The organism is Variovorax sp. 05T418 (assembly GCF_056396385.1).
Window position 1 is genome coordinate 39,261 of sequence record NZ_JBFTLJ010000026.1, and the last position, 14,896, is coordinate 54,156.

At 68.3% G+C, this 14,896-nt stretch carries 17 protein-coding genes; 3 read left to right on the plus strand and 14 right to left on the minus strand.

The window, feature by feature from the left end; genetic code table 11:
* Window positions 1-19 precede the first annotated feature (19 nt).
* The 8 genes from AC1DMS_RS30485 to lexA all read right to left on the minus strand — a co-directional run bounded on the left by AC1DMS_RS30485 (window position 20) and on the right by lexA (window position 7,820).
* On the minus strand, window positions 20-1,126 hold the full coding sequence (locus tag AC1DMS_RS30485; RefSeq protein ID WP_012747737.1) for a phosphotransferase: 1,107 nt from the start codon (window positions 1,124-1,126) through the stop codon (window positions 20-22).
* Window position 1,127: 1 nt separating this feature from the next.
* Window positions 1,128-1,847, minus strand: a complete 720-nt coding sequence (locus tag AC1DMS_RS30490) for a Crp/Fnr family transcriptional regulator (protein WP_012747738.1) — start codon at window positions 1,845-1,847, stop codon at window positions 1,128-1,130.
* A gap of 59 nt (window positions 1,848-1,906) precedes the next feature.
* On the minus strand, window positions 1,907-2,686 hold the full coding sequence (locus tag AC1DMS_RS30495) for an oxepin-CoA hydrolase, alternative type (RefSeq protein ID WP_012747739.1): 780 nt from the start codon (window positions 2,684-2,686) through the stop codon (window positions 1,907-1,909).
* A gap of 35 nt (window positions 2,687-2,721) precedes the next feature.
* Window positions 2,722-4,242 carry a 3-hydroxyacyl-CoA dehydrogenase gene (locus AC1DMS_RS30500; protein ID WP_012747740.1) on the minus strand — a complete coding sequence of 507 codons (1,521 nt, stop codon included), beginning with the start codon at window positions 4,240-4,242 and terminating at the stop codon, window positions 2,722-2,724.
* A gap of 133 nt (window positions 4,243-4,375) precedes the next feature.
* Complete coding sequence (locus tag AC1DMS_RS30505) at window positions 4,376-5,536, minus strand: MFS transporter (RefSeq protein WP_012747741.1); 1,161 nt, start codon at window positions 5,534-5,536, stop codon at window positions 4,376-4,378.
* Between the two features lie 4 nt (window positions 5,537-5,540).
* Window positions 5,541-6,548 (minus strand): D-2-hydroxyacid dehydrogenase family protein, encoded by a 1,008-nt coding sequence (locus AC1DMS_RS30510; RefSeq protein ID WP_012747742.1) that lies wholly within the window; start codon window positions 6,546-6,548, stop codon window positions 5,541-5,543.
* Between the two features lie 91 nt (window positions 6,549-6,639).
* Window positions 6,640-7,008 (minus strand): hypothetical protein, encoded by a 369-nt coding sequence (locus tag AC1DMS_RS30515; protein WP_012747743.1) that lies wholly within the window; start codon window positions 7,006-7,008, stop codon window positions 6,640-6,642.
* A gap of 128 nt (window positions 7,009-7,136) precedes the next feature.
* Window positions 7,137-7,820, minus strand: a complete 684-nt coding sequence (gene lexA / locus AC1DMS_RS30520) for a transcriptional repressor LexA (protein WP_012747744.1) — start codon at window positions 7,818-7,820, stop codon at window positions 7,137-7,139.
* Window positions 7,821-7,893: 73 nt separating this feature from the next.
* On the opposite strand from lexA, the gene AC1DMS_RS30525 reads away from it, so the two are divergent.
* On the plus strand, window positions 7,894-8,883 hold the full coding sequence (locus AC1DMS_RS30525; RefSeq protein WP_012747745.1) for an asparaginase: 990 nt from the start codon (window positions 7,894-7,896) through the stop codon (window positions 8,881-8,883).
* A 27-nt stretch (window positions 8,884-8,910) separates the two neighbouring features.
* On the opposite strand, the gene adk is transcribed toward AC1DMS_RS30525, so the two are convergent.
* The 6 genes from adk to AC1DMS_RS30555 form a co-directional block, all read right to left on the minus strand.
* On the minus strand, window positions 8,911-9,567 hold the full coding sequence (adk, locus tag AC1DMS_RS30530) for an adenylate kinase (protein ID WP_012747746.1): 657 nt from the start codon (window positions 9,565-9,567) through the stop codon (window positions 8,911-8,913).
* Window positions 9,568-9,703: 136 nt separating this feature from the next.
* Entirely contained in the window at window positions 9,704-10,477 is a 774-nt protein-coding gene (kdsB, locus tag AC1DMS_RS30535) for a 3-deoxy-manno-octulosonate cytidylyltransferase (protein WP_012747747.1), read from the minus strand.
* The gene (locus tag AC1DMS_RS30540) at window positions 10,474-10,656 is read right to left on the minus strand and encodes a Trm112 family protein (protein ID WP_007836935.1); all 183 of its coding nucleotides are present in this window, start codon (window positions 10,654-10,656) and stop codon (window positions 10,474-10,476) included. The genes kdsB and AC1DMS_RS30540 overlap by 4 nt, the downstream gene beginning before the upstream one ends.
* A complete protein-coding gene (lpxK, locus tag AC1DMS_RS30545; protein WP_208856322.1) occupies window positions 10,637-11,653 on the minus strand; it encodes a tetraacyldisaccharide 4'-kinase in 1,017 nt (338 codons plus the stop codon). Before lpxK ends, AC1DMS_RS30540 begins: the two co-directional genes overlap by 20 nt.
* 24 nt (window positions 11,654-11,677) lie before the next feature.
* On the minus strand, window positions 11,678-12,106 hold the full coding sequence (locus tag AC1DMS_RS30550; RefSeq protein WP_026284063.1) for an ExbD/TolR family protein: 429 nt from the start codon (window positions 12,104-12,106) through the stop codon (window positions 11,678-11,680).
* A gap of 70 nt (window positions 12,107-12,176) precedes the next feature.
* Window positions 12,177-12,809, minus strand: coding sequence for a MotA/TolQ/ExbB proton channel family protein (locus tag AC1DMS_RS30555; protein ID WP_012747750.1), 633 nt, complete (start codon window positions 12,807-12,809; stop codon window positions 12,177-12,179).
* 313 nt (window positions 12,810-13,122) lie between these two features.
* Between AC1DMS_RS30555 and xseA the strand changes: the two genes are divergently transcribed.
* Both xseA and AC1DMS_RS30565 read left to right on the plus strand, forming a co-directional pair.
* Complete coding sequence (gene xseA / locus AC1DMS_RS30560; protein WP_012747751.1) at window positions 13,123-14,433, plus strand: exodeoxyribonuclease VII large subunit; 1,311 nt, start codon at window positions 13,123-13,125, stop codon at window positions 14,431-14,433.
* 50 nt (window positions 14,434-14,483) lie between these two features.
* Window positions 14,484-14,896: superoxide dismutase (locus AC1DMS_RS30565; protein ID WP_478182088.1), on the plus strand; the 413-nt coding region annotated here is incomplete at its 3' end.

A 14,896-nucleotide genomic window follows, 5' to 3' on the forward strand; every position in this document is an offset into this window, starting at 1 on the left:
TGGTGGGGTGTGGGGGCGGTTATGCCTTCTGGGCAAACTGCCAGGCCATTTCGGCCATGGGGCGCGCGCCGCGGGCCGAAGCCACGGCCTGCTCGCTCGATGCGGTGCCTGCCTCGACCCGCTTGGCAATGCCTTGCAGGATCGCGGCCATGCGGAACAGGTTGTAGGCCTGGTAGAAATTCCAGTCGGGCGCCAGCGCCTCGGGCGTGGTGATGCGCGTGCGCTCGCAGTAGCGGCGGATGTATTCGCTCTCGGTGGGTATGCCCAGCGCCGCGACATCCACGCCGCCGATGCCGCGGCCCGTGGTGGGGGGCATGTGCCAGGACATGCAGTGGTAGCTGAAGTCCGCCAGCGGATGGCCCAGCGTGGAGAGCTCCCAGTCGAGCACCGCGATGATCCGCGGCTCCGTGGCATGGAACATCACGTTGTCCAGGCGGTAGTCGCCATGGACGATCGAAACCTTGGTCTCGTCGCGCGCGCTCGCCGGCATATGGGCGGGAAGCCAGTCGATCAGGCGCTCCATGGCCTCGATCGGCTGCGACAGTTCACCGGCGCCATCGGCCGAGGCCTTGTACTGCTTGCTCCAGCGGCCGATCTGGCGCTCGAAGTAGTTGCCGGGCTTGCCGTAGTCCGCAAGGCCGCGCTCGGCGAACTTCACGGTGTGCAGCGCCGCGATGACGCGGTTCATCTCGTCGTAGATGGCCGCGCGCCCGGCGTTGTCCATGCCGGGCAGGGCCTGGTCCCACAGCACGCGGCCCTGCATGAACTCCATCACGTAGAAAGCGCGGCCGATCACGGCTTCGTCCTCGCACAGGCAATGCATGCGCGGCACGGGCACGCCGGTGCCGGCCAGGCCGCTCATGACCTTGAATTCACGCTCCACCGCATGGGCCGAGGGCAGCAGCTTGGCAACCGGGCCCGGCTTGGCGCGCATCACGTAGCTCTGCGTGGGCGTGACGAGCTTGTAGGTCGGGTTCGATTGCCCGCCCTTGAACATCTCGACCGTCAGCGGTCCCTGGAAGCCGTCGAGGTTCTTCGCCAGCCACGCGGCGAGCGCCTCGACGTCGAAGGCATGCTGCTGCGAGACCGCACGGGTGCCGATGAAGTTGGAGAAGTCCTGGCTCATGTCAATGATCTGCTTCCGAGACGCGCATCAATGCTGCGCGGTCCAATACGACCAGGCCGCCCGGCTCGATGCGGATGGTGCCCTCGCGTTCCATGGTCTTGAGTTCCTGGTTGACGCGCTGGCGCGAGGCGCCGAGCAGCTGGGCGAGTTCTTCCTGCGCCAGCTGCAGGCCGATGCGCATCTGGCTGCCGTCTTCCAGGTTGGGCACGCCGTAGCTGCGCACCAGGTGGATGAGCTGCTTGGCCAGGCGTGCACGCAGGGGCAGGGTGTTGAGGTCTTCCACCAGCCCGAACAGCGTGCGGATGCGGCGCGCCTGCAGCCGCATCAGCGCTTCGTACAGCTCCACGTGCGCAGCCAGGATCTTCTGGAAGTCGGCCCGCGCCACGCACAGGATGGTGGTGTCCCCATGCGCATAGGCATCGTGCGTGCGCCGGTCCCCGTCGAACATCGCCACGTCGCCGAACCAGATGCCCGGCTCCACGTAGGTCAGCGTCACCTGCTTGCCCGAGACGGCCGTCGAGCTGACGCGCACCGCGCCCTTGGCGCAGGCGATCCAGTGGTCGGGAGGGTCGCCGCGGGCAGCGATCAGGTCGCCGTCCTTGAAGCGTTTGACGAAAGCACATCGGAGGATGTCGTGCCGTAGCGATGGAGAAAGAGAAGAAAACCAGCGACCACTGTTGATCGCTTCACGTTCTTCGATGGTAAGAATGGGGTCGTCCATTGGTCTGTCCTGTCGGCGACTGAAAAACTGAGGGGTGTCGCAGGAGCGACGGCGTGCCGCTACTCGTAGTGCGGTGGTTTCTTGTCGATGAACGCGGCAATGCCGACGCCCGCATTCGGGTGGTGCAGGTTGCGAACGAAATGGTCGCGCTCCTGCGAGAGCTGCGACGCGAAGGTGGCGCCGGGCGCTTCGCTCAGCAGCTCCTTGATGCTGGCCAGCGAATTGGGCGCGCGTGCATTGAGCCGGGCCGCCAGCGCCAGGGCGCTTGCAAGCGCCTGGCCGTGCTCGCTCAGTTCGTTGACCAGCCCGAGCGCATGCAGCCGCGGCGCGCCGATGCGCTCGCCGCACATCAGCCACTCGCTGGCCAGCTGGCGCGGCAATGCACGCGCGAGCTGCCAGCTCAGGCCGCCGTCGGGCGAGAGCGCCACGTTGCTGTACGACGCCGCAAAGACCGCGTCGCGCGCGGCCACCACGAAATCGCAGGCCAGTGCCAGCGAGAAGCCGGCACCTGCGGCCGCGCCTTCGACCGCCGCGATGATGGGCTTGGGGAAGGCGCGGATCGAGTCGATCCAGTTGTGCAGGCCCTCGATGCTTTCGGCCTGCACCGAAGGATCGCGCTGCCGGTTGTCGGACAGCCGCTGCAGCGAGCCGCCGGCGCAGAACCATGCGGCTTCGCCCACGATGACGACGCTGCGGATCTCATCGCTGCTCTCGGCGCCGTTGAGCGCCTCGATGCCTGCGGCGTAGATCTCGGGGCCCAGGGCATTGCGCTGGGTCGGGTTGGCGATCGTCAGCACCATGGTGCGTCCCTCGCTGGTGCTCTTCAGTTCGGCGGTCATCGCTGTGATGCTTTCGTTTTTTGGTGTTGGTCTGCTTATTCTTCTTCGTGCAGCAGGCTCAGGCCGATCGCACCGCGGCGGCGCAGCCAGGGGCTGGGGCGGTAGCGCGGATCGCCGTAGACGGTCTGCAGGTTGAACAGCACTTCGAGCATGTTGGTCGGGCCGTACAGGTTGCCCATGGCCAGCGGGCCGCGCGGATAGCCCAGGCCCAGCTGGACCGCGGTTTCGAGGTCGGCCGGCGAGCAGACGCGCTGCTGGCACATGTCGGCGGCAATGTTCACGATGGTGCCGATCACGCGCTGCGTCACGAAGCCGCCGCTGTCGCGGATCACGCTCACCGCCTTTGCATCGCGCGCGAAGAGCGCATGCGCCGCATCGCGGATGTCGCGCCGCGTGGCGGGGTTGGTGGCGAGCACGCGGCGCTTGGTGGCGGCATCGTCGATCAGCATGTCGATGCCCATCGTGCGCGTGGCGTCCAGCCGCTCGACCGCGGCCACCGTGGTCACGTCGAAGCCCAGCGGGGCCACCAGGATCAGCGACGTGGGCGCCGCCGTGGCGCCGCTGTCGATCTGCGCGCCCAGTGCGTTCACCAGCCGCAGCAGCTCGGCCCGGCGCGCAGCGCGCGGCGAAACCCAGACCGAGGGCATCGCCGCCACCACCGGCACCGCCGGCTCGGCGGGCTGCTGCATCACGCCGTCGTTGTAGCGGTAGAAGCCTTCATTGGTCTTGCGGCCCAGCACGCCGGCCGCCAGCCGCTGGGCGGTGATCACGCTCGGACGGAAGCGCGGCTCCTCGTAGTACTGGTGGTAGATCGATTCCATCACCGGATGCGACACATCGAGCGCGGTCAGGTCCATCAGCTCGAAGGGGCCCAGGCGAAAGCCGGCCTGCTCCTTCAGGATGCGGTCGATGGTGGCGAAATCGGCCACGCCTTCGCCGACGATGCGCAGTGCTTCCGTGCCGTAGCCGCGGCCCGCGTGGTTGACGATGAAGCCCGGCGTGTCCTGCGCCTGCACGGCGCTGTGGCCCATCTGCACCGCATAGCCCGCGAGCTGCTTGCAGACCTCGGCCGAAGTCTTGAAGCCGGCCACCACCTCGACCACCTTCATCAGCGGCACCGGGTTGAAGAAGTGAAAGCCCGCCACGCGCTCCGGATGCGCGAGCCCGGCCGCAATGGCCGTGACCGACAGCGACGAGGTGTTGGTGGCCAGCGTGGTCGTGGGCGCGACCACTGTTTCGAGTTCGCGGAACAGCTTGCGCTTGACTTCGAGGTCTTCGACCACCGCTTCGATGACCAGGTCGCACTGGGCCAGTGCCCCGACCGAGTCGACCGCCTTCACGCGGGCGATTTGCGCATCGCGCGCCGCGGCGTCGATCTTGCCCTTCTCGTGCAGCTTGTTCCATTGGGCCGCGAGGGCTTCGCGCCCGCGTTCGGCGGCACCTGCAAAACTGTCGAGCAGCAGCACTTCGCTGCCCGCCTGGGCCGCGATCTGTGCGATGCCTCGGCCCATGGCGCCGGCGCCGACGACGCCGATCCGGGTGTAGTTGACTGTCATTGGAAAAGATCTTCGCTGGTTGGAGGGTGTCCGGGGCCGCCTGCAGGCACCGGGCCCGGAGTTTGCGCAGCCTTCGATTTTGCAGCCATCGGCCGCAGGGGCATGCCGGGTTTTACGCGGGGCCGCCGCGCGGTCAGGCCGGCCGGCGGCTGCGGTCGATGGCCACGCTCAGGCCGATGGCCGCGAGCAGCAGGGCAAAACCGGCCCAGTTCATCCACGCGACCGCGTCGTTGGCAAGCAGCCATCCACCCAGCCCGGCACCCACCGCCTGGCCGACATAGATGCCGGAACTGTTCAGCGCCACCGAGCCCGGCGCGAGCGCGGGGGCCAGGCCGACCAGCCGCGCCTGCTGCGCCGAATTGGTCGCGAAGCAGCCCAGCCCCCAGGGCACGAGCACCGCCGCCAGCCACGGCAGCGTACCGGCCCATGGCCAAAGGAAGAGGCTCAGCGCGATCAGCGAACTCGTCAGCAGCACCATGCGGCCCGCGCCCACGCGGTCGATGAACCGGCTCACGAGCATGTTGCCCGCAAGGCCGAACACGCCGAACAGCGCCCACATCAGGCTCAGCATGGTGGGGTCCGCGCCGAAGTCCCGCTTCAGGATCGGCCCGAAATAGCTGAACAGCACGAACTGGCCAGCCCCCTGCAGCGCTGTGACCGAGACGATGCCCATCAGCACCGGGCTGCGCAGCACGCGCGCCCAGGCGGCCGCCGTCAGCGCCGCGGGGCGGATGCCCTGCGGCAGGGTCAGCCAGATCGATGCCGCACTGGCGATGCTCAGCAGCGCGATCGCTCCGAAAGCCATGCGCCAGCCGAGATGGCCGCCCACCAGCGCACCGATGGGCAGCCCGAGCACCGAGGCCAGCGACCAGCCCAGGAAGACGAAAGTCACGGCGCGGCCGCGATGCTCCGGCGGCACCAGCATGCCGGCGCAGGCCGCAGCCTGGGGCGTGAAGATGGCGGGCGCCACCACCGTGAGCATGCGCACCGGCAGCAGGGCACCGAAGCTCGGCATCAGCGCCGCAATGGCATGCCCGGCCGCGTACCAGAGCAGGGTGAGGGCGAGCAGCTGGCGGCGGTCCCAGCCTGCGACAGCTGCCGCCAGCAGCGGCGCGCCCAGGCACATCACGACCGCGGCCACCGTGATCAGCTGGCCCGCAGTCGCCACAGAGACAGACAGCGACGCGCTGATTTCATTGAGCGTGCCGGGCACCACCATCACGCCCGTGCCGATCACGAAATTGCCGGCCAGCAAGGCCCACAGTGCGCCCCGGGGCGCGGCCCGGCGGCTCATGGATTCACCGGCGAACCTGCAGCGCGCCGGGGTTCACGATGTTGGTGGGGTTGCCCTTGATGAAGCTCACGACATTGTCGAAAGCCTGGCCGAAATAGCTTTCGTAGCTGTCCTGCTCGACATAGCCGATGTGCGGCGTGCAGATGCAGTTCTCCAGCCGCAGCAGCGCATGGCCCTGCAGCGGCGGCTCGCTCTCGAACACGTCGACCGCCGCCAGTCCGGGCCGGCCGCGGTTGAGCGCAGCAAGCAGCGCATCGGCCTCGACCAGTTCGGCGCGCGAGGTGTTGACGAAGAGCGCGGTCGGCTTCATGCGCGAAAGATCCTCGAGCTTGACCAGACCGGTGGTTTCCTCGTTGAGCCGCAGATGCACCGACAGCACGTCGGCCGCGGCGAAGAACTCGTGGCGGTTCTGCGCCACCTGGAAGCCGTCGGAGCGTGCCTTGGCACAGCTTGCCTCGCGCCCCCAGATCACCACCTGCATGCCGAAGGCCTGTCCGTAGCGCGCCACCAGCTGGCCGATGCGGCCGTAGCCCCAGATGCAGAGCGTCTTGCCCTTGAGCACCGAGCCCAGCCCGAAATTGGGCGGCATGGAGGCCGACTTGAGCCCCGATTGCTGCCAGGCCCCGTGCTTGAGGTTGCTGATGTACTGCGGCAGGCGGCGCATGGCCGCCATGATCAGTGCCCAGGTCAGCTCGGCAGGCGCCTGCGGCGAGCCGGTGCCCTCGGCCACCGCCACGCCGCGCTCCGTGCAGGCCGTGACATCGATATGGCCGCCCACGCGCCCGGTCTGCGAAATGAGCTTGAGCTTGGGGAGCTTTTCGATCAGCTGGCGAGAGATGTGGGTGCGCTCGCGGATCAGCACGATCACGTCGGCATCCTTCAGCCGCACCGAGAGCTGCCCGATGCCCTTGACCGTGTTGGTGTAGACCTTGGCTGCATACGCGTCCAGCTTGGCGGCGCAGCGCAGCTTGCGCACGGCGTCCTGGTAATCGTCGAGGATCACAATGTTCATGGCGTGCCATTGTGCCTCGCAGCATTGGCATGGCGCGCGTGTGAACGTTTGGATACCCACCCCGGGTAGCGGTCACCGGGGGTGCACGGGTTCAGTGCAGCTGGGTGGAGCGGGGCGAGGGGCTGATGGCTTCCATCGCCTCGAGTGCCGCCAGCCGGTCGAGCTCGGCGCAGACATCGGCCATGCGGCCCGAGATCACCATGCGGTTGGTGCTGCGTTTGTCGCCTTGGCGGCCGTCGACCACCCGGATGACGCGCAGCGGCCGCACGGGCGCCGGCGCTGCGCTGGGCGCTGCCGCCTGCGCGCGGGCCGTGCAGGCCGGCCGGACCGCGACGTAGCGCAACCCGGCGGATGTGCCGGCGGCGTCGCGACGGGCCGGGCGGCGCGCTGGCAGCAGCCGGCTTGCAAGCGATTGCAGCGGCATCCACAAATCAGCGATGGCGAGGAGGGCGATTCCCATGTGAACTCCAAAAAAGTCTGAGGTTGAACACAGGCAGGATTTCTTTGAATGGACGCAACAGGGTGATGGCGACAAAGCGCCATACGCCCGCCACCTGTTGCGGCCGGATGGGGTGCAGGCCGCGCGGCCTACATCAGCATGGTGTTGCGGATGAGGCCCACCGCCAGGCCTTCGATCTCGAAGGGCTCGCCGGGCTGGACCACGATGGTCGGGTAGTCGGGGTTTTCAGCGTGCAGCTCGATGACCTGCTTGTTGCGCTTGAGGCGCTTGACCGTGACCTCGTCGCCCAGGCGTGCCACCACGATCTGGCCGTTGCGCGCCTCCTTGGTGGCCTGGACCGCGAGCAGGTCGCCGTCCATGATGCCGGCATCGCGCATGGACATGCCGCGCACCTTGAGCAGGTAGTCGGGCTGGCGCTGGAACAGCGTGTTCTCGACGTAGTAGGTCTGGTCGACGTGCTCTTGCGCGAGGATTGGCGAGCCCGCCGCCACACGGCCGATGAGGGGCAGCGCGAGCTGCGACATGCCGGGCAGCGAGAGGGAGAACTGGCCGCCTTCGCGGTGGCGCGACTCGTTGAGCGAACGCAGCGCGTCGCCCTTGAGCCGGATGCCGCGCGAAGTGCCGCTCACGAGTTCGATCACGCCCTTGCGGGCCAGGGCCTGCAGGTGCTCCTCGGCGGCATTGGCCGACTTGAAACCCAGCTCATTGGCGATTTCGGCCCGCGTAGGCGGCGCGCCGGTACGGGCGATGGCGCTCTGGATCAAGTCCAGGATCTGCTGCTGGCGGGCGGTAAGCTTCACGGCGAACTGCATATGTGGTTCCTTGCGGCACTGGCTGAATATCCAGTACCTGTATTTTTAACCAGTTTTTAAAAGTTGGCAACCCATGGTTAATTCCCTTTCCTCCGGCCTGCGGCGCATCGTGGTCCTGGGCACCGGCGGCACCATCGCAGGCCGGGCCGCGAGCGGTGCCGACAACATCGGCTACACCGCCGGAGAAGTGGGTGTGGCGGACCTGCTCGGCGGCATCGATGCGCCCGCAGGGCTGGCGCTCGTGGCGGAGCAGGTGGCGCAGCTCGACAGCAAGGACATGGCTTTCGACGTCTGGCTGCAGCTCGCCAGGCGCTGCGCCTCCTGGCTGGCCGAGGCCGACGTGGCGGGCGTGGTGATCACGCACGGCACCGACACCATCGAGGAAACGGCTTTCTTCCTCCAGGCGGTGCTTGCGGCCGGCAAGCCCGTGGTGCTGACCTGCGCCATGCGCCCGGCCAGTTCGCTTTCGCCCGACGGTCCGCAGAACCTGCGCGATGCCATCGCCGTGGCGGCCACGCCGGCGGCGCACGGCGTGACGGTGGTCTGCGCGGGTGCCATCCACGGCGCGCTCGATGTGCAGAAGGTGCACACCTACCGCCCCGACGCGTTTTCATCGGGCGATGCCGGGCCGGTCGGCTATGTGGAAGAGGGGGCAGTGCGGCGCCTGCGCGACTGGCCGCAGCCGATGGGCGCGGTCCCGAAAATTCCTGAGCCAAAGGCAGGCGCGGCGGTGCGCTGGCCCCGGGTCGAGATCGTCACCAGCCATGCGGGTGCAAGCGGCGCGCTCGTCGACCTGCTGCTGCAGGAGCGGGCATCGGGCGTTGCCGAGCCGGTTCGCGGGCTGGTCGTGGCCGCGACCGGCAATGGCACGGTGCACCATGCGCTGGAGGCTGCGGCGCTGCGGGCTCAGGATGCCGGCGTGGCGGTGCTGCGTGCCACCCGCTGCGCAAACGGACGCATCCTGCCGAAGTCCGGCGATCCGCTGCGGGACGCCGGTGCGCTCACGCCCGTCAAGGCGCGCATCGCGCTGATGCTGGAACTGATGGAAACGGTGGCCGCCTGAACGGCGGCCGCGCGCAGCCGACGAGATTCAGCTGCTGAGGGCCGCGAGTGCGCGCTGCTTGATCTCTTCGACGCTGCCCACGCCCTGGATGGCGCGGTACTTCGGCGCCGAGGCCGGATCGGCCTTGGCCCAGGCCGAGTAGTAGTCGACCAGCGGACGCGTCTGCTGGCTGTAGACCTCGAGCCGCTTGCGCACGGTTTCTTCCTCGTCGTCCTTGCGCTGGATCAGGTCTTCGCCCGTGATGTCGTCCTTGCCTTCGACCTTGGGCGGATTGAACTTGACGTGGTAGGTACGGCCCGACGCAGGATGCGAGCGGCGGCCGCTCATGCGTTCGATGATGTCGCTGAACGGCACGTCGATTTCGAGCACGTAGTCGAGCTTGACGCCGGCCGCCTTCATGGCGTCGGCCTGCGGAATGGTGCGCGGGAAGCCGTCGAACAGGAAACCGCCGGCGCAATCGGGCTGCGCGATGCGTTCCTTCACAAGGTTGATGATCAGGTCGTCGCTCACGAGCCCGCCGGACTCCATGACGGCCTTGGCCTGCTGCCCGAGCGGGGTGCCGGCCTTGACGGCGGCGCGCAGCATGTCGCCGGTCGAAATCTGAGGAATGCCGTATTTCTGGCAGATGAAGGCTGCTTGCGTGCCTTTGCCCGCCCCGGGCGCGCCCAGCAAAATTAGTCTCATGGTGTCCTCGGAGGGTTCTTCGATCTTGTGTCGCGCCCAGCGTCAGCCCGGGAGCGGGGCAAGGCGGAATTGCGTCGAGGATAGCATGCGACAGCGTGAAGAATTTCCGCTGCCGCCCTCGCAGCAGCGCACTTTTTCAGCGCGCCGGATCGGCGGCGAAGACCGCGCGCACGCGCTCGAGGTCTGCGGGAGTATCGACGCCAGGCCCCGGCGCGACATGGCTGACGTGCACCGCGATGCGATGCCCGTGCCACAGCGCGCGCAGTTGTTCGAGCGCTTCGGTGGCCTCGACGGGTGCGGGTGCCAGCGAAGGAAAGCTGCGCACGAAGCCGGCGCGGTAGCCATAGATGCCGATGTGCCGCAGCGGCGCCGGTGCGGGCAGCACGGAAGGCGGCGCACCGTTGGCGGAACCGTCGCGCCACCACGGAATGGGCGCGCGGCTGAAGTACAGCGCATTGCCCTGCGCATCGAGCACCGCCTTCACCACGTTCGGGTTCAGGAAGTCGTCGAGCGAGTCGATCTCGTGGGCCGCGGTGCTCATGGCGGCTTCCGGGTGGGCGGCCAGCGCGGAGGCCACGGCGTCGATGAGCGCAGGGTCGATCAGCGGCTCGTCGCCCTGGACATTGACGATGATGTCGCTGCCGTCCAGCCCCAGTTGCTCGCAGGCTTCGGCCAGGCGGTCGGAGCCGCTCGGGTGGTCCTGGCGGGTCAGGATGGCTTCCACGCCATGCCTTGCGCAGGCCTCGACGATGGCCGCGTCGTCGCCCGCCACCACCACGCGCGCGGCGCCGGATTGGCTGGCACGCCGGGCCACGCGCACCACCATGGGCAGGCCGGCAATGTCGGCCAGCGGCTTGTTGGGCAGCCGCGTCGAAGCCAGCCGGGCCGGCACCAGGACGGTGAAGCTCACAGCCCCAGCTCTTCGTCGGACAGGGTGCGGGCCTCGTTCTCGAGCAGCACGGGGATGCCGTCGCGCACCGGATAGGCCAGGCGTGCGCTGCGCGAGCAGAGCTCCTGCTTCTCCGGGTTCCAGGTCAGCGGGCCCTTGGTGACGGGGCAGACGAGCAGTTCAAGCAGCTTGGTATCCATCGAGCGATGATAGCTTTGCGTCGAGCGCCGCGAAGAATTCCGGCGAGGGTGCGAAGTCCAGCGGCACCGCCAGCGCGTCGGGGGCCCTGGGCCACAGCTTGACGGCATCTTTTTCGGTGCAGACGAGGCGCTGCCCGGTGCCGGCGGGGCGCTGCCAGCCTTCGAAATCGTAGTGGTCCGGCAGGGCGATCGTCTCGGCAAGCGTCAGCCCGCGTGCCCGCAGCATGCCGAAGAACGCTTCGGGCCGCGCAATGGCCGCCAGCGCGATCAGCGGTTCGCCGGCGAGAGCGTCGAGTGGCGTGCGTCTGCCGTCGCTCGCCACGGCGTCGCGCGCGAGCGAACGGGTGGCGGTGTAGCCGCCCTTGAAGGCGGGACGTTCCCCGCTGTGGAGCACCAGGTCGCACGGGCGCGGCCAGCGCTCGCGCAGCGGACCCGCGGGCAGCCGCCAGCCGTTGCCCACGCCGCGGTCGTCGAACACGCAGATCTCGATGTCGCGCGCCAGCGCCAGGTGCTGCAGCCCGTCGTCGCTCACGATGACCTGCGTGGCCGGGTGCCGGGCGAGCAGGGCGCGCGCGGCCTCGATGCGGCGCCGCGCCACGAACACCGGTACGCCGGTGGCGCGGCGAATCAGCAGCGGTTCATCGCCGACATCATGGGCGTTGCTCTCGGCGAGCACTTCGCGGCAGTCGCCGGTGCGGCGGCCGTAGCCGCGCGACACCACGCCAACCTGTAGCCCGCGGGCCTGCAGGTGCCGCACGACCGCCATCACGACCGGCGTCTTGCCCGCGCCGCCGGCAACCACGTTGCCAACCACGATCACCGGCACCGGGACGCGTTCGGTCGTGCGCCATCCCATCCGGTAGAGCCAGCGCCGCAGCCCGAAAAGCGCCGCGTAGAGCAGCGACAGGGGCCACAGCAGGCAAGCCAGCGCGCCGCGATGCAGCCAGGCGCGCTGCAGCCGCGAGGCCGGCACAGCGATCGGGCCGGTCGTGCCGATGGTGCTGCGGCCCTGCGACGGCACTCAGTGCCCTGCTTGCTGCGCCGAAGACTGGGCTGCGAACGTGATCTGCACCAGTCCCACGCGGCGAGCGGCTTCCATCACCGTGATCACAGCCTGGTGCGGGCTGCTGGCGTCGGCGCTGATGATGACCACGCTGTCCTTGCCGCCCGTGGCGGCCGCGCCCAGTGCGGCGGCCACGGTGTCCACGTTGCGGTCGGCCACCGGCTTCTTGTTGATCGAGTAGCGGCCGTCGGCGGAGACCGCCACGATCACCTCCTTGGGATAGTCGCGCTGCGAATCCACGTCCGCCGTCGGCAGCCGAAGCTGCATTTCGGTGAACTTGCTGTAGGTGGTCGACAGCATCAGGAAGATCAGGATGACCAGCAGCACGTCGATGAACGGGATCAGGTTGATCTCCGGCTCGTCGCGCGCACCGTGGCGAAACTGCATGCGGCCGCGGCTCATGGCAAGCCTCCGCGAGGCGGCGTGGCGCAGGCAGTTGCAAGCGATGCGAAGCCCATCATTTGCGCAATGCGTTCAAATGGCGCGCGAAGCGCTCGCCCGACAGTTCGAGGTTCAGCAGGTATTCGTCGACCCGGCTGCGGAAATAGCGCCAGAAGATCAGCGTCGGAATGGCCACGATCAGGCCGAAAGCCGTGTTGTACAGCGCAATCGAAATGCCGTGCGCCAACTGCGCGGGGTTCCCGGAGCCCACCGCGCCGCTGCCGGGCGACTGCGAGCCGAAGATCTCGATCATGCCGATGACCGTGCCCAACAGGCCGAGCAGCGGTGCCGCCGATGCAATGGTGGCCAGCGCCGGCAGGTAGCGTTCCAGCTTGTGCGCCACGGTGCGGCCCGAGGCCTCCATGGCGGCGCGCAGGTCGTCCTCGGTGCAGCGCGGATTGGCGTTGAGCGCCCGCAGGCCGGCGGCCAGCACCTGGCCGAGCATCGAATTGCGTTCGAGCTTGGTCACCACGTCGGGCCCCGGCACGGAACCGTGCGACACGGTGATGGCTTCGTCGAGCAGCTTGGGCGGCAGGACCCTCACGGTCTTGAGGCTTGTGAAACGTTCGATAACCAAGGCGAGCGCAATGATCGAACAGGCGAGCAATGGCCAAATCGGCCAGCCCGCGGCAACTATGATGGAAAACAAGGAATCCTCCGGCCCCGTAGACTGCAAATGCGCGGCGATTATCCACCGAGGCCACCATCGCCACGCGGCTTGTTTGCATGTCAGCGAAGACGCACAGATTCTGTGGATAACTTTGTGATTAACCCGCTGCGCAAGTTGTCCGGACCCGCATGGGACGGGCCTCCCGCTAGATCGATTGAATTTTGAGCAGTTCTTTTTCCAATGAAATCAACAGCTTGCACGACAAACCGTGCACCTGTTCCGTGCCCGGACCGCGGCACCAAGGCGGGGCAACCCACTGTGGAAGAGTGGCCGCCGGCCGCGCGGGTGTCCTGTGAACCTGCGTGACTCGAATCCAACGCCGGGCCCGCGGATCTGGGCTGTGGGCGCGCTGTGCCGGGCGGTGGCCGACGCGCTCGATGCGCGCTTCAACCCGGTCGCGGTGCGCGGCGAGATTTCCGGCTTCTCGCGCGCGTCGAGCGGACATTGTTACTTCGCGCTCAAGGATTCGTCCGGCCAGCTGCGCTGCGCGATGTTCCGGCGCGCCGCGGGCCTGCTCGATTTTTCGCCGCGCGACGGCGACCAGGTCGAAGTGCGCGGGCGGCTCGCGGTGTACGAACCGCGCGGCGACCTGCAACTGGTGGTCGAAAGCCTGCAGCGCGCCGGCCAGGGCGCGCTGTTCGAGCAATTCCTGCAGCGCAAGGCGCGGCTCGAGGCCGAAGGGCTCTTCGATCCGGAGCGCAAGCGGGCGCTGCCGGTCATGCCGCGCGCGGTCGGCCTCGTCACCTCGCTCGGCGCCGCGGCGCTGCACGACGTGGTCACGGCGCTGCGGCGCCGCGTGCCGCACATTCCCGTGGTGCTGGCGCCGGCGGCGGTGCAGGGCGCCAACGCGCCGGCGGAACTCGTGCGCGCGCTGCAATCGCTGTACGCACTGGAACCGGCCGTCGACGTGATCCTGCTGGTGCGCGGCGGCGGCTCCATCGAGGATCTCTGGGCGTTCAATGATGAAGCCCTGGCGCGCACCATCGTCCAAAGCCCGGTTCCGCTGATCTGCGGCGTCGGCCACGAAACCGACTTCACCATCGCCGACTTCTGCGCCGACCTGCGCGCGCCCACGCCCACGGCCGCGGCGGAGCTCGTCAGCGCGCCCCAGGCGATGTGGCTCGGTGCGATCGATCTGCTGGATGAACGGCTCGACAGCGCACTGGGTGCGCGCCTCGATGTACTGGGGCAGCGCCTCGACCAGGCGGCAGCGCGCCTGGGCCGGCCCTCCGGGCTGGTGGCGCGCCAGCAGCTGCGGCTCGCGCATCATTCGCAGCGGCTGCGCTATGCGCTGCTGTCCAGGGCCGAGCGCCTGGCCCAGGTGCCGCGCGCGATTGCTGCCGATTTTCCGCTCAGGCTCGAGCGCGCGATGGCGCAGCGGCGCGAGCGGCTGGAACGCGTCGCCCTGCGCCTGCGGCTGCTCGATCCTGCGCTGGTGCTCCAGCGCGGCTATGCCTGGCTCACCGATCCCGACGGCCGCGCGATCGTCAGCGCCAAGAAGCTGAGCCCGGGCGATGCCGTGGTCGCGCGGCTCGCCGATGGTTCGGTCGACCTGGCCGTCGTGCCCGGCAAAACGGGAACGCGTCCGACGCCGGGCGCGTAATTCCTTTCTAGAATCCTTTATTCCCCACAACCAACCCACGAGAAAAAACCATGGAACATGTGCTCCCACCCCTGCCATACGCCCTTGACGCGCTGGCACCCGAGTACTCGAAGGAGACCCTCGAGTACCACTACGGCAAGCACCACAATGCCTACGTGGTGAACCTCAACAACCTGCAAAAGGGCACCGAGTTCGAGTCGATGCCTCTCGAGGACATCGTCAAGAAGTCCAGCGGCGGCATCTACAACAACGCCGCCCAGATCTGGAACCACACCTTCTTCTGGAGCTGCATGAAGCCCCAGGGCGGCGGTGCCCCCACGGGCGCGCTGGCCAAGGCCATCGATGCCAAGTGGGGCAACTACGACGCCTTCAAGGAAGCCTTCGTGAAGTCGGCCGTGGGCAACTTCGGCTCGGGCTGGACCTGGCTGGTGAAGAAGGCCGACGGCTCGGTGGACATCGTGAA